Source organism: Paenibacillus sp. TY11 (assembly GCF_059772165.1).
On sequence record NZ_JCBAIQ010000001.1, the window covers coordinates 189,346 to 213,720 of the forward strand.

General features: G+C 46.8%; 19 protein-coding genes and 1 pseudogene. 11 read left to right on the forward strand and 9 right to left on the reverse strand.

The genetic code is table 11. The features are described from left to right. The first annotated feature begins 232 nt into the window (after positions 1 to 232). From AC6EJC_RS00790 to AC6EJC_RS00800, 3 genes are read left to right on the forward strand one after another with little or no spacing between them, the layout of a single operon-like run. Complete coding sequence (locus tag AC6EJC_RS00790) at positions 233 to 1,486, forward strand: MFS transporter (protein ID WP_444952296.1); 1,254 nt, start codon at positions 233 to 235, stop codon at positions 1,484 to 1,486. Positions 1,487 to 1,511: 25 nt separating this feature from the next. Continuing rightward, positions 1,512 to 2,225 carry a response regulator transcription factor gene (locus tag AC6EJC_RS00795; RefSeq protein ID WP_444952508.1) on the forward strand — a complete coding sequence of 238 codons (714 nt, stop codon included), beginning with the start codon at positions 1,512 to 1,514 and terminating at the stop codon, positions 2,223 to 2,225. 11 nt (positions 2,226 to 2,236) lie between these two features. Then, positions 2,237 to 3,358, forward strand: a complete 1,122-nt coding sequence (locus AC6EJC_RS00800) for a sensor histidine kinase (RefSeq protein ID WP_444952297.1) — start codon at positions 2,237 to 2,239, stop codon at positions 3,356 to 3,358. A 38-nt stretch (positions 3,359 to 3,396) separates the two neighbouring features. Here the strand turns inward: AC6EJC_RS00800 and AC6EJC_RS00805 are convergent, their stop codons facing one another. From AC6EJC_RS00805 to AC6EJC_RS00830, 6 genes are all read right to left on the reverse strand, one after another. Then, positions 3,397 to 4,188 (reverse strand): DUF4097 family beta strand repeat-containing protein, encoded by a 792-nt coding sequence (locus tag AC6EJC_RS00805; protein ID WP_444952298.1) that lies wholly within the window; start codon positions 4,186 to 4,188, stop codon positions 3,397 to 3,399. Continuing rightward, entirely contained in the window at positions 4,169 to 5,794 is a 1,626-nt protein-coding gene (locus tag AC6EJC_RS00810) for a hypothetical protein (RefSeq protein ID WP_444952299.1), read from the reverse strand. Before AC6EJC_RS00810 ends, AC6EJC_RS00805 begins: the two co-directional genes overlap by 20 nt. Further along, positions 5,791 to 6,666 (reverse strand): ABC transporter ATP-binding protein, encoded by an 876-nt coding sequence (locus AC6EJC_RS00815; RefSeq protein ID WP_444952300.1) that lies wholly within the window; start codon positions 6,664 to 6,666, stop codon positions 5,791 to 5,793. Before AC6EJC_RS00815 ends, AC6EJC_RS00810 begins: the two co-directional genes overlap by 4 nt. Before the next feature lie 170 nt (positions 6,667 to 6,836). Then, positions 6,837 to 7,559, reverse strand: coding sequence for an MBL fold metallo-hydrolase (locus AC6EJC_RS00820; RefSeq protein WP_444952301.1), 723 nt, complete (start codon positions 7,557 to 7,559; stop codon positions 6,837 to 6,839). A gap of 220 nt (positions 7,560 to 7,779) precedes the next feature. Continuing rightward, positions 7,780 to 8,418, reverse strand: coding sequence for an SDR family oxidoreductase (locus tag AC6EJC_RS00825; protein WP_444952302.1), 639 nt, complete (start codon positions 8,416 to 8,418; stop codon positions 7,780 to 7,782). A gap of 101 nt (positions 8,419 to 8,519) precedes the next feature. Beyond that, entirely contained in the window at positions 8,520 to 9,119 is a 600-nt protein-coding gene (locus AC6EJC_RS00830; RefSeq protein ID WP_444952303.1) for a TetR/AcrR family transcriptional regulator, read from the reverse strand. 247 nt (positions 9,120 to 9,366) lie between these two features. Here AC6EJC_RS00830 and AC6EJC_RS00835 point away from each other — a divergent pair, with 247 nt between their 5' ends. The 4 genes and pseudogenes from AC6EJC_RS00835 to AC6EJC_RS00850 form a co-directional block, all read left to right on the forward strand. Beyond that, entirely contained in the window at positions 9,367 to 10,107 is a 741-nt protein-coding gene (locus AC6EJC_RS00835) for an ABC transporter ATP-binding protein (RefSeq protein ID WP_444952304.1), read from the forward strand. Then, positions 10,104 to 10,868 carry an ABC transporter permease gene (locus AC6EJC_RS00840; protein WP_444952305.1) on the forward strand — a complete coding sequence of 255 codons (765 nt, stop codon included), beginning with the start codon at positions 10,104 to 10,106 and terminating at the stop codon, positions 10,866 to 10,868. Before AC6EJC_RS00835 ends, AC6EJC_RS00840 begins: the two co-directional genes overlap by 4 nt. Positions 10,869 to 10,989: 121 nt before the next feature. Continuing rightward, complete coding sequence (locus AC6EJC_RS00845) at positions 10,990 to 11,277, forward strand: KGG domain-containing protein (protein ID WP_444952306.1); 288 nt, start codon at positions 10,990 to 10,992, stop codon at positions 11,275 to 11,277. Positions 11,278 to 11,685: 408 nt separating this feature from the next. Then, positions 11,686 to 11,874 (forward strand): annotated as a pseudogene (locus tag AC6EJC_RS00850) (AraC family transcriptional regulator); the annotation flags it as partial. A gap of 356 nt (positions 11,875 to 12,230) precedes the next feature. On the opposite strand, the gene AC6EJC_RS00855 reads toward AC6EJC_RS00850, so the two are convergent. Continuing rightward, entirely contained in the window at positions 12,231 to 12,746 is a 516-nt protein-coding gene (locus tag AC6EJC_RS00855; RefSeq protein ID WP_444952307.1) for a hypothetical protein, read from the reverse strand. A gap of 272 nt (positions 12,747 to 13,018) precedes the next feature. Between AC6EJC_RS00855 and AC6EJC_RS00860 the strand changes: the two genes are divergently transcribed. Continuing rightward, the gene (locus AC6EJC_RS00860) at positions 13,019 to 14,197 is read left to right on the forward strand and encodes a serine hydrolase domain-containing protein (RefSeq protein WP_444952308.1); all 1,179 of its coding nucleotides are present in this window, start codon (positions 13,019 to 13,021) and stop codon (positions 14,195 to 14,197) included. On the opposite strand, the gene AC6EJC_RS00865 is transcribed toward AC6EJC_RS00860, so the two are convergent. Continuing rightward, positions 14,186 to 14,626, reverse strand: coding sequence for an Lrp/AsnC family transcriptional regulator (locus tag AC6EJC_RS00865; RefSeq protein WP_444952309.1), 441 nt, complete (start codon positions 14,624 to 14,626; stop codon positions 14,186 to 14,188). The two genes, AC6EJC_RS00860 and AC6EJC_RS00865, sit on opposite strands and share 12 nt — an antisense overlap. 307 nt (positions 14,627 to 14,933) lie before the next feature. Then, positions 14,934 to 15,875, reverse strand: coding sequence for a helix-turn-helix domain-containing protein (locus AC6EJC_RS00870; protein ID WP_444952310.1), 942 nt, complete (start codon positions 15,873 to 15,875; stop codon positions 14,934 to 14,936). A gap of 162 nt (positions 15,876 to 16,037) precedes the next feature. Here AC6EJC_RS00870 and AC6EJC_RS00875 point away from each other — a divergent pair, with 162 nt between their 5' ends. The 3 genes from AC6EJC_RS00875 to AC6EJC_RS00885 all read left to right on the forward strand — a co-directional run bounded on the left by AC6EJC_RS00875 (position 16,038) and on the right by AC6EJC_RS00885 (position 24,342). Beyond that, positions 16,038 to 18,233, forward strand: coding sequence for a glycoside hydrolase family 52 protein (locus AC6EJC_RS00875; protein ID WP_444952311.1), 2,196 nt, complete (start codon positions 16,038 to 16,040; stop codon positions 18,231 to 18,233). Between the two features lie 35 nt (positions 18,234 to 18,268). Further along, entirely contained in the window at positions 18,269 to 20,440 is a 2,172-nt protein-coding gene (locus AC6EJC_RS00880; RefSeq protein WP_444952312.1) for an alpha-glucuronidase family glycosyl hydrolase, read from the forward strand. Between the two features lie 308 nt (positions 20,441 to 20,748). After that, on the forward strand, positions 20,749 to 24,342 hold the full coding sequence (locus AC6EJC_RS00885) for a family 14 glycosylhydrolase (RefSeq protein ID WP_444952313.1): 3,594 nt from the start codon (positions 20,749 to 20,751) through the stop codon (positions 24,340 to 24,342). Positions 24,343 to 24,375: the final 33 nt, after the last annotated feature.

The window sequence follows — 24,375 nt, forward strand, 5'->3', positions numbered from 1 at the left end:
TATATCCACTTTGCACCACGGTATTATGTCAATTTATGCGTATTTCAACACAAACCTCAAGAATATGCAATTAGGGTAAGATGGATTTAAGAATACGGAGGAAGGGAGGAGGACCCCACGACCATCAATTTAAAATTATAAACTCTTTAATTCTCCACACACATGAGCATCTAGGGCAACTAAAAAGTATCATACACACTGCTGCCAATAAATAAGCTTAAGGGGATATTACATGGGAACTTATGCGGAAATGTCCAAGCAACCACAAGAAAATAAATCTTCATTGTTCAAAAATGTCTCATTTCTTCTCGTCCTTCTTTCCATCACATTCAACAGTTCTGGGATTTCAATTTACCTTTTAGCAGAATCTTGGTATGTCGTAAACCACCTCACAGCGGGTAATAGTCTGGGCATCGTACTGATGGCCACAGCCATCCCACGTTTAGTATTAATGCCCTTTACAGGAATTCTGGCAGACCGCTACAAGAAAACATATATTATGTTCCTATCCGATATATTTCGGGGATTACTGTTAATTGTTATGGTGTTTTGTTTTCTATCGAATATCTTAAGCTTCTCCGTTGTTGTCACCTTTGCTATATTATTCGGGATTTTAGAAGCCTTCTATTGGCCGGCTTCATCCTCACTCATTCCTGCGATCGTCTCAGAGAATCATCTGGCTCAAGCTAACTCGCTATCTCAAATCATTCAGCAATTTTTCAGTTTGGCGGGGCCGTTAATTGGGGGGGTTATCCTTACCTATGGCTCTTATCATCATCTGTTTGGCAGTATTGCGGTAATTCTAATTTGTGGAGCGTTTTCTTCACTCTTTGTCAGTAAATACATGCGTAAAACCCAGCACTCCTCTTCTGAATCTTTACATCTTGTTAAGGAATGGAAGGAAGGAATCCATTTCATAAAAGAGGATGCGTTCATTAAAGCCATTATCATTGTCTTAATCGTCGCTGGTTTCTTTCTGACAGGCCCACTATCCATGGCTATTCCATTACTTGTAAATTCTGTCTTGCACGGAAGCGCATTAACACTGAGTTACCTAGAAATGTCTGTAACTGTAGGCATGATTGCCGGTGGAGTTCTTATTGCAGTGTCAAAGATTCAAAAACGAAGAGCACTGATCTCTCTTCTAAGTCTTGCTCTATGCGGACTTGCTATTTTATTATTAGGGATCAGCGTGCACTTTTTGCAAACCCTATTATTATTAGGCATAATCGGGTTCGTTATCTCTTTTAGTAATACTTTTTTTGTCACTTTGCTTCAGGAAAGAACCCCTCAGGATAAAATCGGGAGGGTTTTAAGTCTTGTTACTACAGCAACGACAGGACTCGTACCTTTATCACAAGCCCTGATTTCTATTTTTCTTAATAAAGGTCTGCAGATCTCTCAAATACTAATGTCCTTCGGAGTCATCGTATTCGTATTTTGTTTCATGATGATGTTCCTGTTTCGGCCGATTCGAAATGCATAATTTGTAGAAAGGAATTCTTCCCTTGTTGAAAAACGAAAAGATACTTTTAGTGGACGATGAAATAGGTATTCTGACTTTGTTGGAAGTAACCCTAAAAAAGGAGCGTTACACCCATATAAGTCGCTGTATAAACGCAAAACAAACGTTGGAAATGGTTCGGAAAAATAATTACGATTTAATCATACTGGATGTTATGCTGCCTGATATGAGTGGTTTTGAGCTATGTAATTTGGTAAGAAGCCACACCAATGCTCCGATTATATTTATCTCGGCAAGTTCGAGTGATTTCGATAAATTGACGGGGTTAAGTGTAGGCGGGGATGACTATATTACAAAACCATTCAATCCATTAGAGGTCGTAGCTCGGATTGAGGCTCTGTTCAGGAGACAAAAATTATACCAAACTCCGTCGTACGCTACACAGGAAAATCAGGAAGTCCAGGTAGGGCGGCTTACGCTTAAGCCGTCAGATGCCATGCTTATATTTGACGATCAAAAAATTGAATGTACGGCTAAGGAGTTGGATCTCCTTCGTTTCTTTTTAAGAAATCCGAACCGGATTTACTCCACTTCACAAATCTATGAACTGGTATGGGGAGGGGAACCTCATTACGGTGAGGAAAAGACAGTAGCCATGCATATTTCAAAAATAAGAAAAAAACTTGAAATCAATCCGAAATCACCCGAAATTATCATTAATCTAAAGGGGATTGGGTACAAGTTTATCCCCCCACAATGAAGGGATCGACTATGAAAGTTAAGCTTCGTTATAGCATTCACTTTATTTTGGGTTTTCTGGCTTGGATATTGAGCATGGCGTTCATGACCATCCTAACAACAGAAATGATTTTACCTGCTCTAGGAATCACAACCGATAACACGAACTATGATTTATTTGTATTACTCACCTTTGTGATTAATATCATGATGTGTAGCGTAGTTTTCAGTTGGTATTTCGGGGGCCCGTTATGGTTTATCATGTCATGGATTGATAATTTAACAAAAGGAAAATACGAAGCTCCGATTACTAGAAAGAATAAAGTATACACCCAGAAACAAAAGCTCAGACGGCCTTATCGTCTGTATAAAGAAGTCATTGATAATATACACATTCTATCGGATAGTCTCCAACAAGCAGAATTGGAACGGAAAAATATGGAGGAATCCAAGCGGGACTGGATTGCTGGAATATCACATGACCTCAAAACTCCGCTTACCTACATTACTGGCTACACTACTTTGCTGATGAATGATGAATATACTTGGAGTGCAGAAGAGCAACAATCCTTTTTACTTGAAGTTCATAATAAAAGTCTGCACCTAGAGAGGTTAATTCAGGATCTTAATCTCTCTTTACAAATTGAAAATGTAGCATTTCAGATCCCCATTCAGCTCAAAAGCGGAAACCTGATATCTTTCATAGAAAATCTAATTACTGATATACGCAATAACCCGAATTCTGCTGAGTATATGATAAGTTTTCACACGGAAGAAAAGGATATTATTACAAGATATGATGAACGCCTACTATATAGGGCTTTACAAAATCTATTAATGAACGCAGTAATTCATAATCCGGCGGGTACTAAGATCCAGCTAACATTAGCCTGTAAAAATAAATCCACGCTAGAGCTAATGATCGTTGACAACGGTGTAGGCATGGAGCCAGAAATGATCAAAAATGTATTCACAAAATATTATCGCGGTTCTACTACGCATGCACCCGAATTTGGTACCGGACTCGGCATGGCCATTGCAAAACAGCTCATTCTTGCACACAATGGATCGATCACCATGGATAGCCAGCTTTCAAAAGGTACTACAGTTTATATCACTTTACCCTATATCAATGAAACAAGCGCTGATTCCTAATCAGCGCTTGTCAGTATATTTTGTTCTTTATTAAGCTATTATTTAATCACAATGGTTCCAGAAGAAGTTTCAAGAGAAAGTACGGGACTTCCATCTGTTACCTTACCAATTTGAGCATGTAATTCTGTATCGGAGCCGGATGGATTAGAAGACGACTTCAAGGAAGACTCAATTTTACCAGAGTTCGTGACGGCATTAATACGTAGTGACGATGGAGCAGGATCAAGCTTTACCTCAATTTTCCCGCTATTGGTCCGGACACTGCTATCCTGTCCGATCTCTCCCTGATGAGAAATATTAATGCTACCGGTATCTGCACTTACCTCCATCCCGCCGTTAATCCCTACCAAATTAATATCGCCTGCCGACATATGAGTTACAATTTTTTCTCCTTCGAATCCATTAATATCAATAGAACCAGAATCTCCAGATACATTCAATTCTTTTGATTTACTATCTTTCCCCGTGATTTTTCCGGACTTTGTTGTTAAATTTACCTTCTCATAGAGCTGGTTAGGTAAAGCTACGTACACAGTAGTCGTTTTAGGATTAAATATGCTTGAAGATCCTGGGGCATTCACCTTAAGTGCCCCTCCCTCATCCACTGCTGTTAAGCCCTTATCCGTTGATCGAACTTCAATCTGTTCATTACTCGACTGGCTCAGCTCGATATTCTGACTGTCTGTTTGAACATAAATTTCCTTTATATTGTTACTACTGAACGTCTTCACTTCATTCTTTGCCTCAGAGTCTGAATTACAACCCGCCACAATCACTGCCAGCATACTGACACACAACAGGGTTACCCCTTTATTTCTCCAATTTCTCATGATATTCTCCTTTGGTAGGCTGATTCATTTTGGTATTCTTCCGAAAACCAGCCAATAATTTCCCTTCCTGAACAAGTTGTATCATAATCCCCACCACCAAAAGCACAAACGTCAACATAATATATAAAGTAGCGTATCCTGTTGGAACTCCCAAAAAGTTCAAATACGGAAGATCGTTTACTGGGCCCAGATACCACAACAGCATATACAATACCTCGAAAAGCTTTCTCGATCGGGTCACTGTCCCCAGCGTCAAAGCCAAAGTCGGAACGAAAATCATACCCACTATCCATGAGTAGATATACGTAAGTTCTCCTTCCAAGAAAAAGTGGATGAGAGCGCCCGAGGAGATGAGCAATGTCACTAAAATACCCGCGATCCAGACAGAGAAAAACTTATACAGACGTGGGCAACTGGATAACAATAGCTCATTCGTGGAATAATAAAACTCTCTGTTTCCCATCTGAGACCATATTGCAAGAGGCCACAGCATAAGAACAGGCAACCAACTTTTGATCTGATCTAATGGTACCAACAAACTCGCTACCATCGAACCCAACACCAGCAGATACCACCAGATAGACATTCCCTTGATCATAATGCGAAACTCTGCCCTAACTAAGCGGGACAAGCGTACTCTCTTATCTCTTTTCACAGGCGATAACTGATAAGATTTGCGTTCCTCCCGTTCTACCACTTTATTCTTCATGTCATGAGCAGGAAGCTTGACGGAAAAAGCTGTTTTGGCTGCTGCAAATCGATTAAACAGCTGAGAAGAAAGCAAAATGATAACCATTGCCGCGAGTACCCAAATCAAACGCGAAGTTAGCAAGTGACCATTCCAATCTACCCCACTCCACTCAAAAGTAGGAGTTCTCCCTTCAATAGGATAGTAACCGATGCTGCCTCCTATTTCGTTTGCTGAAATAAAGTCAAAATGAGCCGCTGCCTCCTTCGTCATTCCCGTTTGGATTGCACTTATTCCAAAAACATCCCACAGACTACTGGAGTTTGAAATAGACATCACACTAAAAAAAATCCAAATGACGAAAAACAATACATTCCCCACTGCACCCTTTAGCCCAGGAAAAACATCAAATAGAACTGTAAAGGCTGACAAAAGTAACAAAGAGGGAATACTTACAAATAGCAAAGGAAGCAAGTAAGCTGCAAGGTTAATGTGCAAATCCTCTCCCCGAAGCAACTGCATTCCCATAAAGGCTACTACTAGTATCAGCTCAATGATCATAAGCACGCAGAAATTGGATAACGCCCTGCTCGATATATACCGAAGATTACGAATGGGTGTGGACGCGATAATTTGACCCATTTTCAGGCGCTGATCCTCAGAAATTTTACTTCTTAGCATATAAAATCCAAACAGCCATAATAGCATGGTAGATAGCATCGCAACCATTGCCCCTAGCCAGTGTGAATTATAAATACCCCGTACACCCTTGATATAGAAAACCTCATATCCGTCCGACGCCGCAGGAATCAAGGCATATCCAAGGAACAAGGTGATCCCCATAATCAACAGGAACGTGTATCTTCTCATCTCTTGGATTATATTCCCTTTGAGTAAATACAAGTAGTTACTTCTCATGATGTCACTCCTAAAGCAGCTACGGAATACAAATAAGCATCTTCTAGTGAAGGCGGCAATGGTACTGCATTCTCGCCGGGGCGGACGTCCGAAACGATACGAACGTGCACACCATCGCGTCGATGAATTGCACTGCTGACTGTATATTTCGCCTGTACCTCCTGCAAGCTAGTTGAGGGAATTACATAATCCCACACCTTGTGATCGACCGTTTGAATAAATTGTTCCGGTGTAGTGTAGGTAATGAGGCGCCCCTCGGACATAACCGCAATGTTCGGGGCAATTGATTCGATATCCGTCACAATATGAGTCGATAAAATGACAATTCGATTTGAGGATTGAGAGGATAATAGATTTCTGAAATTTATCCGTTCCTCAGGGTCCAATCCAACGGTTGGTTCATCGACAATTAAAAGGGAAGGATCATTTAACAAGGATTGTGCAATCCCAACTCGCTGTTTCATCCCACCTGAAAATCCACCCAACAAGCGCTTTCGTGCATGGGAAAGATTGAGTGCTTCCAAAAGTTCATCAATCCGTTTCTTAGCCGACTTCATAGTCAAGCCTTTCATAGCTGCTATATATTCTAAAAATTCCACAGGGTTCATATTGGGATATACACCAAAGTCTTGGGGTAAGTACCCTAATTCACTCCTCAAGCCATCAGGATTCTTAGAGATGTCTATACTATTCCAACTCACAGTTCCCTGGCTTGGCTTCTCAATCGTAGCTAATATACGCATAAGTGTCGATTTGCCTGCTCCATTAGGACCAAGCAATCCCAATACTCCTGGTTTTAAATGTAGAGTCATATCTTTTAATGCTTGCTTAGAGCCATAGGTTTTAGTAACATGATCCATAGTTAATTCCATTCTAATACCCCCATTACACTCCAAAGTTTGATCAACCCTAGAAGACAGCTTCTCCCTCAGGCAACTCAAGCATACCGCACGTGTTTAAAAAAATAGTAAAATCCTAGATATATTTATATATTTTTTTGTATCCGTGTGGACTTACAGAATTATATTTACTTATAGCATTGCTATCTTTTAGGGCTTATCCTAAGGTGCTGCTCCATCTCCACAATTGCCCGTTCAAGCTGGGTCTGCGGTTGCTCAAGCATGTTGCCATGCCCGACAGCCAATAAAGACGGGTTGAAATTCGCGAGCTTTTTGGCGCTTTCCAGCGAAATTTCCTTGTTCCAGGTAGCCAGGGCGGGAAAAGGAAAAAGCGGCTTGAGCCTTCCCGACACCGCAACACCGCCTCGGGTCTGGAAGGCATCGCCTGCAATCAACGCCCGGGTACGGGTATCCAAAAATGCCATCGAGCCCGGCGTATGTCCCGGTGCGCTGATCGCCAACAGCGAACCGACGTCATCCCCATCCTCCAGTAAAATGTCAGGCTGGGTAAGGATATGCTTCGGTACGTCGCCCCGAATAGGAGTATCCGGTTCCCCTGTCTCCAACGATACATCGCCCTGTAGCAGCCGAGCATCCCGCCTTGAAATAAATAATTTCGCGTCCGGATACCTTGCCTTCAACCGATCCAATGCCCCCACATGATCCCCATGGGCATGGGTAAGGACAATTCGGATAATCGGCTGCCCGATCCGCGCAGCAGCCCGTTCAATACCATGGGTACTGTACGGCAATCCGGCATCTATCAGGGTGAGTCCCTCTTTCTCCTCCACCAAATAACAGTTCACCGGGAAGAACCGGGGCATAAACGTCAATTGATACACATGTTGTACCTGAACGATACGCATTTATCTCATCTCCTTGTTTTGATCAAAAACTAATTATATTAGTATTATAAATAATATAATTAGTTTTAATCAAATCTTTTCGCACATATTCATTCGAAATTTGTTTTTTTACATGGAGCTAAAGGAGAGGATTACAAAAAAAAGAAAAAAGCAGACCCGGAATCATACCTCTGGGTCTGCCTCTATCCATGTTATGCACATACCTTTCAATTCATCAGCCCTACCGGATTGCCTCAGCAATAGGCGTACTGCCTGACACCAAATCAATCGCACGGTGATACGTCTGCCGTTCATCCAGTACAGCTACTACCGTCGCGGCCACATCCTCACGGGGAATGGTATGGCTGGTGAGATCATCACCGGTAGCAACCTTGCCGGTACCAGTATCATCTGTCAGCCCACCCGGACGAAGGATGGTATAATCCAGATTGCTCGCTTCCAGCAGACGGTCTGCATAATACTTCGCCACATAATACGGCTTAATGGATTCGGGCCATTGCTCCCGATTCTCCGCATGTAGGGCGCTGACCATAATGAAGCGCTGGATACCCGCTTGCTCGGCGGCTTCCATCGCCTTGACTGCTCCATCAAGGTCGATGAGCAGCGTTTTATCCGCACCTGTTTCCCCACCGGAACCTGCCGTGAATACGATAGCATCGCTGCCTTTAATAGCTACTGCAATTTCGCCAACCGTCCCTTCAAGGTCAGCTATCACCGTTTCTGCTCCCAAACGTTCAAGCGCTTCGGCCTGATCCGGATTGCGGATCAACGCCTTTACGCGATGTGATTCATGTTGCCCCAGTAGGCGAATGAGATGTCTGCCTACTTTTCCATTTGCGCCAATCACCAGTACGTTCACTCATATCCCTCCTGAATTCGCAGTCTCATCTCCATTATTGTACAGCAGTATTTTACCCCTCGGGTAAAGGACGCAATCATGTGGGCTATATCAGGTTGAACTCAGGTTTTTTCTGAAAGCTTCGCATCTCGCTTCTGCTGCACGCGCAGACCTGCCAAAAAGGTGTCCATCATCACTTCAATGCTCCGATCCAATTCCACAGGTAAACCAAAGCCGCCCTTCTGTTCAAGCGAGGCAAATCCATGCAAAAAACTACGGAACCCCCTTGCTGCATGAATGCAATCCTCTTCCTTGAAGCCGTAGCCACTGGATAGGACGGAAATGACAAGCTCTGCCACGCGATCCGCAGCTCCCCTCAATTCAGTATCCTTGCGGTCGGTTGCATACAGCATCGCTTCATACAAACCGGGTCGCTCGCGAGCATACCGCATGTACGCTTTCCCCATAGCAGTCAGTGCATCATCGCCCGCTCTACCAACCGCCGCACTTGTCAAAGCTTCCTCCAACTGCTCGAGACTGTGTAATGCCAGTACTTGACGCAATCCGTTCAATCCGTCCACATGGTTGTACAAGGACGGAGGGCGAATGTGCAGCTTTTGCGCCAGTGTGGTGAGCGTAACCTCCCCCATCCCCCGTTCATTGGCCATGTCCTCAGCGGCCTGTAGGATATCTTGCAGCTTCACTCCATTTCTGGATGACATCATCATCTCTCCTTTCATCGAATTCGTATGTAAGGCAATTACGTATACATATATACACTAAACCCTATTTCTATTTTAACTAATCCTGTTAGTCTATACAAAGACAATGCCGTTTTGCAACAACTGCCATACACCGAGTCTTTTAGAAGAAGAGCATGGCGGCCATTACTGATATAATAAACGAAATAAGATCATAGAGCGGGTCCGATACCTTTCTCTATCCCCTACAAAGGAGCTAGCTATATCTATGGAATCCAAGCCACTTCCAGCCATTGAATTCAATCACATCACCAAATATTTCACCGGGTCAGGACAGCAACGTGCTGTCCTGAACGGAATTACGGCAAAACTTTCTCCCGGCAAAATCACCACGCTGGTCGGCCCGTCCGGGTCTGGTAAAAGCACGTTGCTTTCACTGTGCAATCTCTTACTGACAGCGGATAAAGGGGAAATCAGCGTCCTCGGCAAGCCTATATCCGAGTGGGAGATCCCTGAACTGAGACGGAAAGTAGCATTGGTTTTTCAGGATGCCCCCATGCTTCAGGGAACTGTCCTGTACAATCTCCAAACCGTAGAACGACTGCACGGTACGGTACTGGATGATCCGGCTGGCCTGTTGGAACGCGTAGGACTCACCCGCGACCTACTGGAACAGAAGGCGCAGGAGCTATCCGGTGGTCAAAGGCAGCGCTTGGCCTTGGCCCGGACGCTCGCAAACCGCCCGGATATTTTACTGCTGGATGAGATTACTTCCGCACTGGACCCCGCCTCGGTCAAAGAAGTTGAGGAACTGCTGCTTCAAATGAACAAAGAAGAGGGAACGACGATGATCTGGATTACGCATCATATGGAACAAGCCCGCAGGGTAGGCCACGAAACATGGCTGATGATCGACGGAAGATTGGTAGAGCAAGCGGATACCGAGACCTTTTTCCATGCACCTCAGCAAAGTGAAACCCGGAAGTTTATAGCAGGAGAATGGATATGACGATTGTTGCCCTGATTCTTTCACTCGGTTTTGTATTTATTGCCATCGTCATGTCCAAATCCTTCAAACTGGGTCTGGACCGGGACATGATCATCGCCACGATCAGAGCATCGGTTCAACTGCTGGCCATCGGATATGTATTACATTTGATTTTCGGAATGCAGAGCTACGGATTTATCGCATTGTTCATTCTGCTCATGATCACCGTAGCCTCCCAAAATGTTGCACGCAAAGGACGATTTATTCCCGGCCTCATGTGGAAAACATTTTTGACGCTGCTATGTGTGGAAATCGTTACCCAGGCATTCCTGATTGGCTTGCATATCATTCCGGCGACAGCGAGATATATGATTCCGATTAGCGGCATGATCATTGGCAGCTCCATGATTTTGTCCAGCCTGCTGGTGTCCCGGCTCAAGTCGGAAGTCCTGCTGCGCAAACCTGAAATCATGCTCATTCTGGCGCTAGGGGGCACACCGAGACAAGCCATCTTCCCTATACTCAAGGATTGCATACGTTCCAGTATGATTCCAACCATTGAGGGACAGAAAACGCTGGGGCTTGTCCAGCTTCCCGGCATGATGACCGGACAAATCATTGCAGGCGCCAATCCGATTGCCGCCGTCCGTTTGCAACTGCTGATCGTATTTACCACCATGACCTCTGCCATTTTGACCAGCGTACTACTCAGCCTGTTCATTTATCCAACATTATTTACCCGTCAGCAACAACTACGCACAGAGTCCTGGGAACGCGGATAGAAGGGAATATACCCAGTTATTTACCATTTCGCAAAATAAAATGGACATGTTTAATTTCTGACACGAAGGTTAATAGATACACGAACACGCTTTACTAAAATTCGATGAGGAGTGATTGAACATGGCTAGCAACAACCAAAATGGCAAAATGAGTCGCGAAGAGGCAGGACGTTTAGGTGGAGAAGCTACTGCTAAAAATCACGACAAAGAATTTTATCAGGAGATTGGCGAAAAAGGTGGCGAAGCCACTTCTAGAAATCATGGCAAGGACTTCTATCAGGAAATTGGACGCAAGGGCGGTGAGGCCCGTGGCAATTCAGACCAAAGTGACAGCGACGGGAAAATGAGCAGGGAAGAAGCAGGCCGCAAAGGTGGCGAAGCCCGCGCCCGTCAGCGTAGAGATAACTAACAATAGGGATATGTCGTCGGTGCAATTGCAATGTAGAGGCACAGGCTGCGTATAGACACGAAGTATAGTGGACGTTTATTTTATAAAAGCCTATCTGCCGTTGTTCAGGCAGGTAGGCTTTTTGTGCGAAAGTTACTTTCATCATCCAATCATACGTCATACAATATACATATACAGGTTAAATAACCAATCATACATATTTCATTACAAATGAAATAATGGATTAGTCAGATTCTTTTCTCATGTCATCCTACTTATTGCATGGATTATGGGAGGTTTGCGCGAATGTTGATTACAAAGAATAAAACGGCTGCAGCTATTTTAAGAATTATATTTTTTTCACTGATTTTCAGCTGGATTTATTATTATTCAGGTTATCACTCGGCAGAAATCGCTAAATTACCTGGTTTTTTTCACCCGCCCTTCAATTATTTAAAAAATAATGGAGACGTTATGAGACTGGTGGAGGACAAGGCTTGGAACTTTGACCCTGCCAGCATGGGGTATGAATGGGACGAGGAAACGAAGCAGGATTATCAGCGACATTTCCCGGAGGGATACGGCTACTCAGTGTTACGCCCAGTGAAAAAAGTGTAAAGAAAAAGAATCCCAAGAAGCCGCTACGGCCAGATGCTGTTAATTGTCTTGCGGCTTCTCTTTTAGAATGTAATGGGCAAATGTGAGTACCCTGTTAATAAGTTGTTACAATATTGGTTTGGAGGTATAGGCAATGAAATCATTTCGTTTTTGGCTAGTCCTAATCTCATGTCTAGTTATTACTGTAAATATTACGGGGCACGACGACTATAATATACTATTGGCTATTATTAGCCCGTTGGTTTGGATGTATGAATCATTTCGATTTGTGCGAGAAGCAGATATTCCAATAGCCGTTGTATACCTAACTACACTAGGTTTCTGGTATCTTATTGGATACATTTTAGACCGTTTGATTAGAAATTCGAAAAATTAAAATTATCCTCTAAACTATCGTCTACCTTCTCAGGCTCATACTCGACCGTTTTATAGTCAGGTGATGAAGGAATCATATTGACCACAACATTCCTCATTTGTAGCTTGTACTTTCCTTCTTCAAAAGCAAGAATATGCTTAATGGGAGGTAACTCCATATCCTCATACTTCGTTATCGACGAAACAACAATTTTGGAAGGGTCAGAATCATCCACAGACACGATACGATAATCAATCGGTGTTCCCTGGGCTTTTACAAAATTAAGCCGTGCCCGCTCTGTTTTAAAACGATAATCATCAGACAGTGAAAGCATCTTATCGTAATCACGGCTCATAGAAGCGTTCATATATTCTGAAAATGTCGAGACAGCAGCCTCTTTGGGCTTATCGGGAAGTTTATAAGGTTCCTTATCCCCTCCAAAACCTGTAGCGATTACAGTCAAAATCCCCCCTAAGACAACCAAGCAAGCCAATTTCTTACGTAGTGCAATCTTCAATGAACACAACCTCCTTTGTTGTAAATTTTACCATCTATTTTCAGCGTATCACAAGGGCGTGTATCTCCACTTAAAAAGCTACTGTAAAGCGCAGCATAACTTCATGTAAAATCCTGTCCATTTAAATCCAAGGCTATCCTTATAATATAATTTTATTTTAACGTGAAATATTACTGAATACCTTTGTTACCTTATGTAATGTCGTCTTCTCATCCTGTAAACTAAGTTCCATCAAGCGATAACCGCTGGATCATAGAGAGGATGAGGTATTTATGGGTTTGGATAATAGAGTTTTTGCGATACAAGCTGGTCTGGACGGACGTGTAAATGCAGTTATAGATCAAACCCTTGCCGAGAAGCGCCTGGTCGGCGCAGTCGTCATGATATATATGGACGGTTCACCCGTGTATGTCCGAGCGGCGGGACTGGCTGATCGAGAAGAACAACGTCCTATGCACGAGGATGCTTTATTTCGGCTTTCTTCTGTGTCCAAGCCGATTGTATCTACAGCGGCTTTGGTTTTGGCAGCCCAAGGATTGATTAAGCTCGATGAATCTATTGAACGCTGGTTGCCGGACTTCCGCCCCCGATTGATCAGCGGCGAACAGCCATCCATTACGGTACGCCAATTGCTGACACATACTGCCGGGTTGACCTATGGCTTTTTAGAGGAGGAAGGCGGCGGCCCCTATCATCGTGCAGGCGTATCAGATGGCATGGATTTTTCAAATCTTACGCTTAAAGAGAACTTGCAACGTTTGGCTTCCGTACCTCTGTTATATACACCGGGTAAAGCATGGGGCTATTCAATTGCCACAGATGTACTCGGTGCTATCATTAGCCGTGTATGTGGCACAACCCTTGATGCGGCTGTTAAAAAGCTCGTTACAGAACCTCTCGGTATGCACGATACCAGTTTCGCGGTCGCTGATGCCGGACGGCTTGCCGCTCCTTATGTCAACGATATATCAGAACCCCGGCGGATGCGTGAGCTTGAGATTGCACAGGTCTTTGAAGGCACGGCGGGACTTCGTTTTCAGCCTGCACGAGCCTTTGATCCCACGGCTTTCCATTCTGGTGGCTCCGGTATGATCGGCAGCGCAAAAGACTTCATGCGGCTGCTGGAAACACTGCGAAACGGCGGCAATCCGTTATTGCCAGAGGAATGGGTCCGTGAAATGGGCACCATCCAGACCGGGAACCTCCCCTTGGAAGGCTGGCCGGGACGGGGCTTTGGACTGGGGTTCACCGTACTCCAAAATCCCGACGAAAGCGAAACAGCAGAATCACCCGGCACATGGCGCCTCGGAGGAGCTTACGGTCATTCGTGGTTCGTTGATCCCGCACTAAGACTCAGCGTTGTCGCCTTTACCAATACAGCATTTGAAGGGATGTCAGGTCCGTTTACAACCGAGCTTTGCCAAGCCATTTACGGCAGCTCAAAAGTCTAATAAAGCGGGAGTTATATGTTTATGCTCTACAGGCGAGGACAGGACGATTAACGTGGTAGAGTGCCCGTGCTTTCCACACTCATCCCCGAACTGCTCCAGCTTGAGCATAGACTCAGCCATGACTTTCAGTAAGTAATTTTGCTCGCCGCTGATTCGATGGCACTCAATGACTTCAGGCGCAGATTGGCAAAACTCAACAAATGAGTTGCATTGATTCGTGTGCACGAGCACGTGAGCCATGATCGGCTTTCCGACTTTCTCATGTGAAACCATGGTACGATACCCAGTGATAATGCCCTTATCCTCCATGCGCCGTACTCTTTCCGTTACGGCAGGCTGGGAAAGTCCAACTTCCTTACCCAGCTCAGTCATGGAGATACGTGCCTGGTTTTGTAGACATAGCAAAATTTTATGATCTACTTGATCCATAGATAACCCTCCCCTTAAAAACAAGGTCATATTGCATATATGCTTTAATTTTTATAATCCATTCGGATAATGACTTAAAATTTCACCCCACATTCGAATATTATCATGCAAAATCATGACCGTAAAGAGAGCCGCTATGGAGAAGGACCTGATACCCTATAGCAAAACCAAAATCGGCTAACACATTGTATACGTGTTAGCCGGTTTTGGTTTAAAAAATAGTTTTCCTACCTGTTGGTTGTATGTGGCTTAGATCAGCGTATAACCACCATCCAGGAAAAGCACGCTTCCGGTGAAAACTTGTTCGTTAGGATGGGCTTTCCTGCACTGTGCTTTTACGATAGGATGTCGGCGACTGACCGGACCAACGTTTAAACTGTCTGCTAAAATGCGCAATATCCCCATAACCCAGCATATCGGCAATTTGCTGCACCGACCATTGTGGATCAGCTAACAGCAACTTGGCCTCATGCAACACAAGCCCAGATAGATACACACGGGGAGATACGCCGAAAACACTACGAAATACACGATTACAATGCGACACGCTGATACCCAGCTCGGATGAAATGCCCTCGATCCCGTCCTGTTTTTCCACCGAGCCGGCTTGTCCATAAGGCTGATTCACTCTGGCCTGAAGACGGCTGGCAATCTGATGGGCAAGCTCTGCCTGCACATATCCGCGCCCCGGCAGATGAGCGGCTTCGCTGGATACGGCCTCCCACAACGTGGCGAACAGTTCAAACACAGCAGATTGAATCCGCATACGCTTTGCCACCGAATCACCACCTATTCCCACGTCTTCTGGCGTAGAAAGATCGAGTAACTTGCCCAGCGCTGGCCCCAACTGCCCCGCCACTGTGCCTTCAGCCGGAAACAGCACTTGCTCCAGACGGCTCAGTAACGAAAGAAACAATTTATCATCAATGTCGAAATGCATGCAAAAATACGTAAATCCCTCTCCGTCACTATGGCTGGAGTGGACAATTCCTGGGCGCAGAAGCACCAGATCACCCTGTCGCTGGATATAGCTGCGACCATCCACAACCATAATCTGCTCCCCCGCAAGCACGATGTTAATTTCATATTGAGGATGCTCGTGTGGCGGATAGCTCCAGTCTCCTCCGACACTTCGCGTATGGATGGCAAACAGATTGACCGTAGTCCGCACATCGGGAAAAAAGAATTCCTCTCCTGCAGCCGTAAGGTCTGGATGATGAGGACGCTTCGGTAAACGTGGTGACGACATGTTTTCCCTCCTAGCTTACATCGATTTACTCCAGTATATCGTTTTCAGCGCGATTTGGATAAATAGTTGAGCGATTTGACAATGGTTCCTCGGCACATGACATGCTAGGCTCTAAGTGAAGTTAGTCAAAGTTAAACTTTATTCTGAAAGGGGTTTCACTATATGTCGAAAAATATATTTTATAACACGCAGCATGCACCCATCGGTTCCTTCTCCAGCTTTACGCTTGGGTTTAAGGGCAATCGCGGTGGACTCGGTTTGGAGCTGGGCAAGCCTGCCGATGAAAATGTATATATCGGGCTGCAATCCAGAGATGGCGGAGCATACGAGGCGCTTCCCTTTTTTGCATCCACACAGGACGAAAGTACCCGCTACGACGTGGAGAAAAAGGATAAACGAATGGAGCCGCAACTCATTGCCTTTGCCGATTCAGACATTATCCGTGAGCTAAAAGCAGGAACGGATACATGGCAGGCCGGCGATTTGACATTCCGGCTGTATTCCCCTGTTCGCCCGGTGCCCGAGCCGGGGACAGCGGGTATAGATGAGCTGCGGTCAGCATTGGTTCCGGCGGTATTTGCCGAGCTGACGGTGGATAACACGCAGGGTACCGCTGCACGGAGAGCTTTTTTCGGCTATCAGGGCAGTGATCCGTACAGCGGCATGCGCATTCTGGGAGAGGACCCGCGCAGGGAAGCTACGGATTCTGCCCACTCGGAAAAACTCACGGGCATCGGCCAAGGGCGCAGCACTGCAATTGTGACCAACAGCGGCGGGGTCGTGCCTGCCCGTGGATTCACCGTGGAAAAGCTGCTCGGCGAGGCGATTGTCGAAAACTTATCCTTTGGTCTGGGTGGAACGGCTGCACTCCTCATGGACGTTCCCGCAGGCGAAAAGCGCACGTATTCCTTCGCCATCTGCTTCTATCGCGGCGGTGTCGTGACGACAGGCATCGACGCGACGTATTACTACACCCGGCTGTTCAAGGATATTGAAGAGGTGGCGGGCTATGCTTTGGAGCATTTTACAGACCTGACGGCATCCTGTCTCCAGGCCAATCACTGGATCGAGTCGGCAAGCTTGAACGAGGATCAGGAATTTATGCTCTCACAGGCGATTCACAGCTACTACGGCAGCACCCAGTTACTCAGTCAGCAATCGGATGGAGAACCCATCTGGATCGTGAACGAAGGCGAATATCGGATGATGAATACGCTTGATTTGACGGCGGATCAGCTCTACTATGAATTGATTTTGAACCCGTGGACGGTACGTAACGAGCTGGAGTGGTTTGTCCAACGGTACAGCTACCGGGATGAGGTACGGTTTCCGGCAGGCGAACAGACTTATCCGGGCGGCATCACGTTTACGCATGATATGGGCGTGGCGAATGTGTTTTCCCGGCAGGGGTATTCTGCGTATGAGCTGGCAGGGATTGACGACTGCTTCTCTTACATGAGCCACGAAGAGCTAGTGAACTGGCTATGCTGCGCCACGGTATATATCGAACAGACGAGGGATCGGCCGTTTATAACACGTATGCTGCCCGTTTTGTGTGAATGCTTTGATAGCATGTTACAGCGGGATCATCCAGATCCGGCACACCGAAACGGCTTAATGGGCTTGGATAGCTCAAGAACCCGAGGAGGCGCGGAAATCACGACCTACGATAGTCTGGACATCTCCTTGGGTCAGTCCCGCAACAACATTTATTTGGGCAGCAAATGCTGGGCGGTGTATATTGCGCTGGAGAAAGTGTTTGCCTCGGAAGGACTCGACTCGCTTTCACGGGAAGCTGGCTTACAGGCAGACAAATGTGCAGCAGCGATCACAGCGCAAATGACAGATAAGGGCTATATTCCTGCTGTCATTCAGGAGGGCAATGATTCACAGATTATCCCTGCCATCGAGGGTCTGATCTTCCCCTACTTTACAGGATGTGAGGAGGCACTTAAGCTCGATGGGCGATTTGGCGGGTATATGCAAGCGTTGCGACGTCATTTGGAAACCGTACTGGTACCAGGTGTCTGCCTGTTCGATAACGGGGGTTGGAAGCTGTCTTCCACCAGTAACAACTCCTGGCTGAGTAAAATCTACCTGTCGCAGTTCATTGCCCGTGAGCTGCTAGAGCTGCCTTGGGAGGAAGCTGGGCAGGCTGCAGACGCAGCCCATGTCTCATGGCTTCTTCACCCTGAAGAATCCTATTGGTGCTGGAGCGACCAAATGCTCTCCGGTATTGCCCACGGTAGCAAATACTACCCCCGCGGAGTTACCGCTATTTTGTGGCTATATGAAGGCAAGGGCAACCGTCTGACTCTCCCTCAGCATATGAGTCAGGACCAGGAGCAGCATGCCTGAGACTAATCTTCACCTGCCCAAAAGGAGGCTGGAATATGAGCAAGCGTATGGATATGCCAAAAGAGAGCGGCTATGCGGCTTGGCTGCATTACACCCGCAATAGTAAGGTAGAAAAGCTGCCCGCTTGGTGCAGGGTCATCGTGGTCCATGAGACAGATGAAGTGCTTCAATCGGCTGCGAGTGAGCTTCAGCACGGATTGACCTCCATGTTTGGACAGCAGCCGAAGATCAGCGCCGTTCCTGTGAATGCGCCATTCATTGCACTGGGTACGTTCCCAGCGCATCCTTTGGTAGCAGAACGATTTAGCGCAGAGGAACAGGCAGAAGTGAGCGCAGAAGGCTACCGAATTCGCGGGATAGAGATGCCGGATCCGGCATATTCAGCTTCACACGGTAACGATGAGTTCAAAGGACAGTACGTTACAGTCGCGGGGCAAACCTCCAAAGGCGTATTGTACGGAGTCTTTCATCTGCTGCGCTACCTGCAGGGAGGACTAGTCGGCAAGCTGAAGCCCACCACCGAAGAATCATTGCACGCTCCCATTCTAGACCTTTTGTCCAATCCAGCTAATCCCATCCGCATGATCAACCACTGGGATAACATGGATGGTAGCGTTGAACGCGGATATGCGGGCGCATCTATTTTCTACAACAATAATGCCTTTACTACAAATAGGGATCGCCTTCGAGACTATGCTCGTCTACTCGCTTCTGTGGGCATTCAAGCGCTATCTATTAACAATGTGAATGTCCATCACGTAGAAACCGAGCTGATTACAGATAAATTCCTACCGGATGTGGCCAAAGTGGCTACGGTGTTTCGCGCCTATGGCATCCAGATCTACTTGAGCATTAACTATGCCAGCCCTATTCGGCTCGGCGGATTAACTACAGCCGATCCCCTGGATCCTGCTGTAGCTGAATGGTGGCAGGCCAAAGCCCAGGAAGTTTACGCCGCCGTTCCCGATCTGGGCGGCTTCGTGGTCAAGGCCGATTCCGAAAATCGGCCCGGCCCGTTCAGCTACGGGCGCCATCACGCCGATGGAGCCAATATGCTGGCTGATGCGTTGCAGCCCTATGGCGGGCGTGTGATTTGGCGCTGCTTTGTCTACGACTGCAAGCAGGACTGGCGTGATCGCAAAACGGATCGGGCTCGCGCGGCCTTTGACCATTTTAAACCGCTAGATGGGTTGTTTCGGGAAAATGTCATTTTACAGATCAAAAATGGTCCCATGGATTTTCAGGTGCGGGAGCCTGTCTCCCCCCTGTTCGGCGCGCTGGAAGCCACTCAGGTACTGCTGGAATTTCAAATTGCGCAAGAGTACACCGGGCAACAGAAGCATCTATGTTACCTTGTTCCGCAATGGAAGGAGGTTCTGGATTTTGACACCTACGCACAGGGAAAAGGCTCCACCATCAAGCGCATCGTGAGTGGCGCTCTGCATTCTCCCAAGCACACCAACTATGGAATCGCCGCTGTATCCAATATTGGTGCAGACACGAATTGGACCGGACATTTGCTCGCCCAGTCCAACCTTTACGGCTATGGTCGGTTGGCATGGGACCCGGAGCTGTCCGCAGACGAAATCGCAGATGAGTGGGTTCGGCAGACGTTTGGCGGACAAGTGAACGGTGACAGTAGTACAGATTTAATTTCTACCATTAAGCAAATGCTGCTCGATTCATGGAATATCTACGAGTCCTACACCGCCCCTCTCGGGGTCGGCTGGATGGTCAGTCCCGGTCACCACTATGGGCCGGATGTAGACGGCTACGAATATTCGATGTGGGGCACCTACCATTTTGCTGATTGCCAGGGGATCGGGGTAGATCGCACGACCGCAACCGGAACGGGCTATGCAGGACAATATTTTTCTCCCAATGCCGATATCTACGAATCTACGGACACCTGCCCGGATGAGCTGCTCTTATTCTTTCACCATGTTCCTTATACGCACACGCTCCACTCCGGCCGAACGGTCATACAGCATATTTATGATACCCACTTTGAAGGTGCGGAACGTGCGGCCCATCTCCGAGACACATGGGTTAGTCTACGAGGGCAACTGAATGATGCCAAGTATGAACAGGTGCTGGAGCGGCTGGAGCATCAGGCAAAGCATGCCAAAGAATGGCGGGATCGGATCAATACGTATTTCTACCGTAAAAGCGGCATTGCCGACCAGAAGGATCGCCCTATTTATTAAGCAAGCTGCCTCGGCAATACTTTCATACAGACTGGAACAAGGCTTCTATACGCTTAGGTTCGCTTTCCCCTATGCTGGCATTGGCTATCCGCACATCACTAAAAGGCATGCGTCTTACTCAGACCTATGCCTTATTTTTTTGCCTGGACTCTTTTAAGCACACGGTTGCTAACGCAAAATGTCATATTTCTCCACCCCGAGTGTGCAATAAATTCTTCTTTTTTATGCAACCGCTTGCTTTATACTATTTTTGTAGACGTTTACAATATGTTGTCGAAATAGACTATGCTTTGGGGAGGATGATCGGTTTGACCTTGTATCGAAGTCTATGGAACAAAGGGTGCCTGATTCTGCTAAGCCTTGTGCTGTCTCTGACCGCCTTCATTGGCTCACCCTCCAATACGGCGAGCGCCGCGGTTGCTGATGATTTTCAGGCTTCCGTCATGGGGCCGCTGGCGAAAATCAGTGACTGGAGTGCCTTCAAAAAGCAACTGCAAACGCTGAAAAGTAACGGCGTGTATGCCATCACTACCGATGTCTGGTGGGGCTATGTCGAGAGCGCAGGAGATAACCAGTTCGATTGGAGCTACTACAAGACCTATGCAGATGCTGTGAAAGAAGTGGGACTGAAGTGGGTTCCCATCATTTCTACGCACAAGTGCGGCGGAAATGTGGGTGATGACTGCAACATCCCGCTTCCAAGCTGGCTGGGGAGCAAGGGCAGTGCAGATGAAATGCAGTTCAAGGACGAAAGCGGTTATGCCAATAACGAAGCCCTCTCTCCATTATGGAGCGGGACTGGTAAACAATATGACGAGCTGTATGCCTCATTTGCTCAAACCTTTGCTAGCTACAAAAGCATCATTCCCAAAATTTATTTAAGCGGTGGGCCCTCTGGAGAATTGCGATATCCTTCATACTATCCGGCAGCGGGATGGAGTTATCCTGCACGGGGCAAATTCCAAGCCTACACTGAAACAGCCAAAAGTGCGTTCCGCACGGCCATGAATGAAAAGTATGGATCGTTGGACAAGATTAATGCGGCTTGGGGGACCAAGCTAAGCAGCCTTAACCAAATCAATCCGCCGAGCGACGGGGATGGATTTTATACGAACGGCGGGTATAATTCCACCTATGGGAAGGACTTCCTGTCGTGGTACCAAAGCGTGCTTGAAAACCATCTGGGCGTCATCGGAGCAGCCGCTCACAAAAACTTCGATTCCGTGTTCGGTGTCCGTATCGGAGCCAAGATTTCCGGTCTGCACTGGCAAATGAACAATCCTGCCATGCCTCACAGCACAGAGCATGCAGGTGGATATTATGATTACAACCGTCTCATTGAGAAATTCAAGGATGCCGATCTGGATTTGACCTTTACTGCACTGGAGATGAACGACAGTGGCACAGCACCGAATTATTCGTTGCCGTCCACCTTGGTTGATACCGTCTCCTCCATCGCTAATGCCAAGGGTGTTCGCCTCAATGGTGAAAATGCGCTCCCGACGGGCGGCAGCGGCTTCCAAAAGATTGAGGAAAAAATCACAAAGTTCGGTTATCACGGCTTTACGCTATTACGCATCAACAATCTCGTCAACAGCGACGGCTCGCCAACTGGTGAAATGAATGGATTCAAACAGTATATTATCAGCAAGGCCAAGCCTGGCGATAACGGCGGTGGTACAGGCAACAAAGTAACCGTATACTACAAAAAAGGCTTCAACTCGCCTTACATTCACTACCGCCCGGCTGGCGGAAGCTGGACTGCTGCGCCTGGCGTGAAAATGCAGGATGCCGAGATTAGCGGCTATGCCAAAATTACGGTCGATATCGGCTCTGCTTCCCAATTAGAGGCTGCCTTTAATGATGGCAACAACAACTGGGACAGCAATTACACCAAAAACTACTCCTTCAGCACAGGTACTTCTACTTACACGCCAGGCAGTAGCGGCAATGCGGGAACGATCACATCAGGCGCTCCATCGGGTACGATTCCCGGGGATGGCGGCGGTACAACTAACAAGGTAACGGTATACTACAAAAAAGGCTTTAACTCGCCTTACATTCACTATCGCCCTGCCGGCGGAAGCTGGACTGCTGCGCCTGGTGTGAAAATGCAGGATGCCGAAATTAGCGGCTATGCCAAAATTACCGTCGATATCGGTTCTGCCGCCCAATTGGAAGCCGCTTTTAACGACGGCAATAACAGCTGGGACAGCAACAACACGAAAAACTACCTTTTCAGCACGGGAATTTCTACCTACACACCCGGCTCTAACGGAGCCGCAGGAACTATTCGAACGGGGGCACCTTCGGGGAGCATCCTCAGCGTAGGGACTTCCACCTACACAACCAACCTCAACGAAATTGCAGGACCTATCCAAACAGTGGAACTTTCGGGTGCATCCTTAAATGTAGGCACTTCTACATACGTACCCAACTCTAACGGGGTTGAAGTAACTATTCAAACGGAGGCGCCTTCGGGCGCCTTCACTCCTATAGATCTGAATACCCTCTCCAAGCCCACTCCCCTCAACACAGACTGGAGCAAACAGAGCATTTATTTTATCATGACAGACCGATTTAGCAACGGAGATCCATCCAACGATAATTACGGTGGTTTCAATTCCAACAACAGCGATCAGCGCAAGTGGCATGGTGGCGATTTTCAAGGTATTATCAACCAACTCGACTACATTAAAAATATGGGGTTTACCGCCATCTGGATTACTCCGGTAACGATGCAAAAGAGCGAATTCGCTTATCACGGCTATCATACGTATGATTTTTATGCGGTAGACGGGCATCTCGGTACAATGGACAAGTTCAAAGAGCTGGTTGGTAAGGCGCACGACAAAAATATCGCTGTTATGCTGGACGTAGTTGTCAATCACACCGGCGACTTTCAGCCAGGAAACGGCCTCGCCAAGGCCCCTTTTGACAAGGCAGACTGGTATCATCACAATGGTGACATCACAGGTGCAGATTACAACTCAAACAATCAGTGGAAAATCGAAAATGGTGACGTTGCCGGATTGGACGACCTGAATCAGGACAACCCAGATACAGCGAATGAACTCAAAAACTGGATCAAATGGCTGCTGAACGAGTCGGGCATCGACGGACTGCGAGTGGACACCGCCAAGCATGTACCGAAAGGCTTTTTGAAGGATTTTGACCAGGCCGCCAATACCTTCACCCTCGGTGAAATTTACAGTGGCGATCCTGCTTATGTGGGTGATTACACCCGGTATCTCGATGCCGCACTGGATTTTCCGATGTATTATACAATCAAGGATGTGTTCGGACACGATCAATCTATGAGGAAAATCAAGGAACGCTACTCAGATGATCGTCACTATCGCGATGCCCAGACCAACGGCGTATTTATCGACAATCATGATGTAAAACGTTTCCTGAATGACGCCTCTGGCAAGCCGGGTGCTAACTATGACAAATGGCCTCAGCTCAAGGCCGCCTTGGGCTTTACTTTGACCTCACGCGGTATTCCTATCATCTATCAAGGCACCGAGCAAGGCTTTAGCGGCGGAGATGATCCCGCCAACCGGGAAAATGTCGTGTTCAACGCCAACCATGAGCTGTACCAGTACATTGCTAAGCTGAACCGTGTGCGCAACAGCCACCCTGCTCTGCAGACCGGCAGCCAAAAGGAAAAATGGGTGGACGACTCCTTTTACAGCTTCCAGCGATCTAAAAACGGTGACGAGGCCATCGTACTCATCAACAACTCGTGGAACAGTCAAACCCGCACGATTGGCAACTTTGACAACCTGTCCAACGGCACCCGTCTAACCAACCAGTTAAGCAACGACTCCATTCAGATCAACAACGGTTCGATCACCGTGACTCTCGCTCCAAAGGAAGTTAAAGTTTTCACCAAATGAGTTACATCGATTATTCAATTGTGCTAAAATAAA

Coding starts and splice junctions, on each gene's coding strand:
- AC6EJC_RS00880 (WP_444952312.1), top strand. CDS start 18,269: ATGAGCAAGCGTATGGATATGCCAAAAGAGAGCGGCTATGCGGCTTGG.
- AC6EJC_RS00875 (WP_444952311.1), top strand. CDS start 16,038: ATGTCGAAAAATATATTTTATAACACGCAGCATGCACCCATCGGTTCC.
- AC6EJC_RS00835 (WP_444952304.1), top strand. CDS start 9,367: ATGGAATCCAAGCCACTTCCAGCCATTGAATTCAATCACATCACCAAA.
- AC6EJC_RS00790 (WP_444952296.1), top strand. CDS start 233: ATGGGAACTTATGCGGAAATGTCCAAGCAACCACAAGAAAATAAATCT.
- AC6EJC_RS00865 (WP_444952309.1), bottom strand. CDS start 14,626: ATGGATCAAGTAGATCATAAAATTTTGCTATGTCTACAAAACCAGGCA.
- AC6EJC_RS00810 (WP_444952299.1), bottom strand. CDS start 5,794: ATGAGAAGTAACTACTTGTATTTACTCAAAGGGAATATAATCCAAGAG.
- AC6EJC_RS00820 (WP_444952301.1), bottom strand. CDS start 7,559: ATGCGTATCGTTCAGGTACAACATGTGTATCAATTGACGTTTATGCCC.
- AC6EJC_RS00800 (WP_444952297.1), top strand. CDS start 2,237: ATGAAAGTTAAGCTTCGTTATAGCATTCACTTTATTTTGGGTTTTCTG.
- AC6EJC_RS00845 (WP_444952306.1), top strand. CDS start 10,990: ATGGCTAGCAACAACCAAAATGGCAAAATGAGTCGCGAAGAGGCAGGA.
- AC6EJC_RS00840 (WP_444952305.1), top strand. CDS start 10,104: ATGACGATTGTTGCCCTGATTCTTTCACTCGGTTTTGTATTTATTGCC.
- AC6EJC_RS00815 (WP_444952300.1), bottom strand. CDS start 6,666: ATGGAATTAACTATGGATCATGTTACTAAAACCTATGGCTCTAAGCAA.
- AC6EJC_RS00870 (WP_444952310.1), bottom strand. CDS start 15,875: ATGTCGTCACCACGTTTACCGAAGCGTCCTCATCATCCAGACCTTACG.
- AC6EJC_RS00860 (WP_444952308.1), top strand. CDS start 13,019: ATGGGTTTGGATAATAGAGTTTTTGCGATACAAGCTGGTCTGGACGGA.
- AC6EJC_RS00830 (WP_444952303.1), bottom strand. CDS start 9,119: ATGTCATCCAGAAATGGAGTGAAGCTGCAAGATATCCTACAGGCCGCT.
- AC6EJC_RS00805 (WP_444952298.1), bottom strand. CDS start 4,188: ATGAGAAATTGGAGAAATAAAGGGGTAACCCTGTTGTGTGTCAGTATG.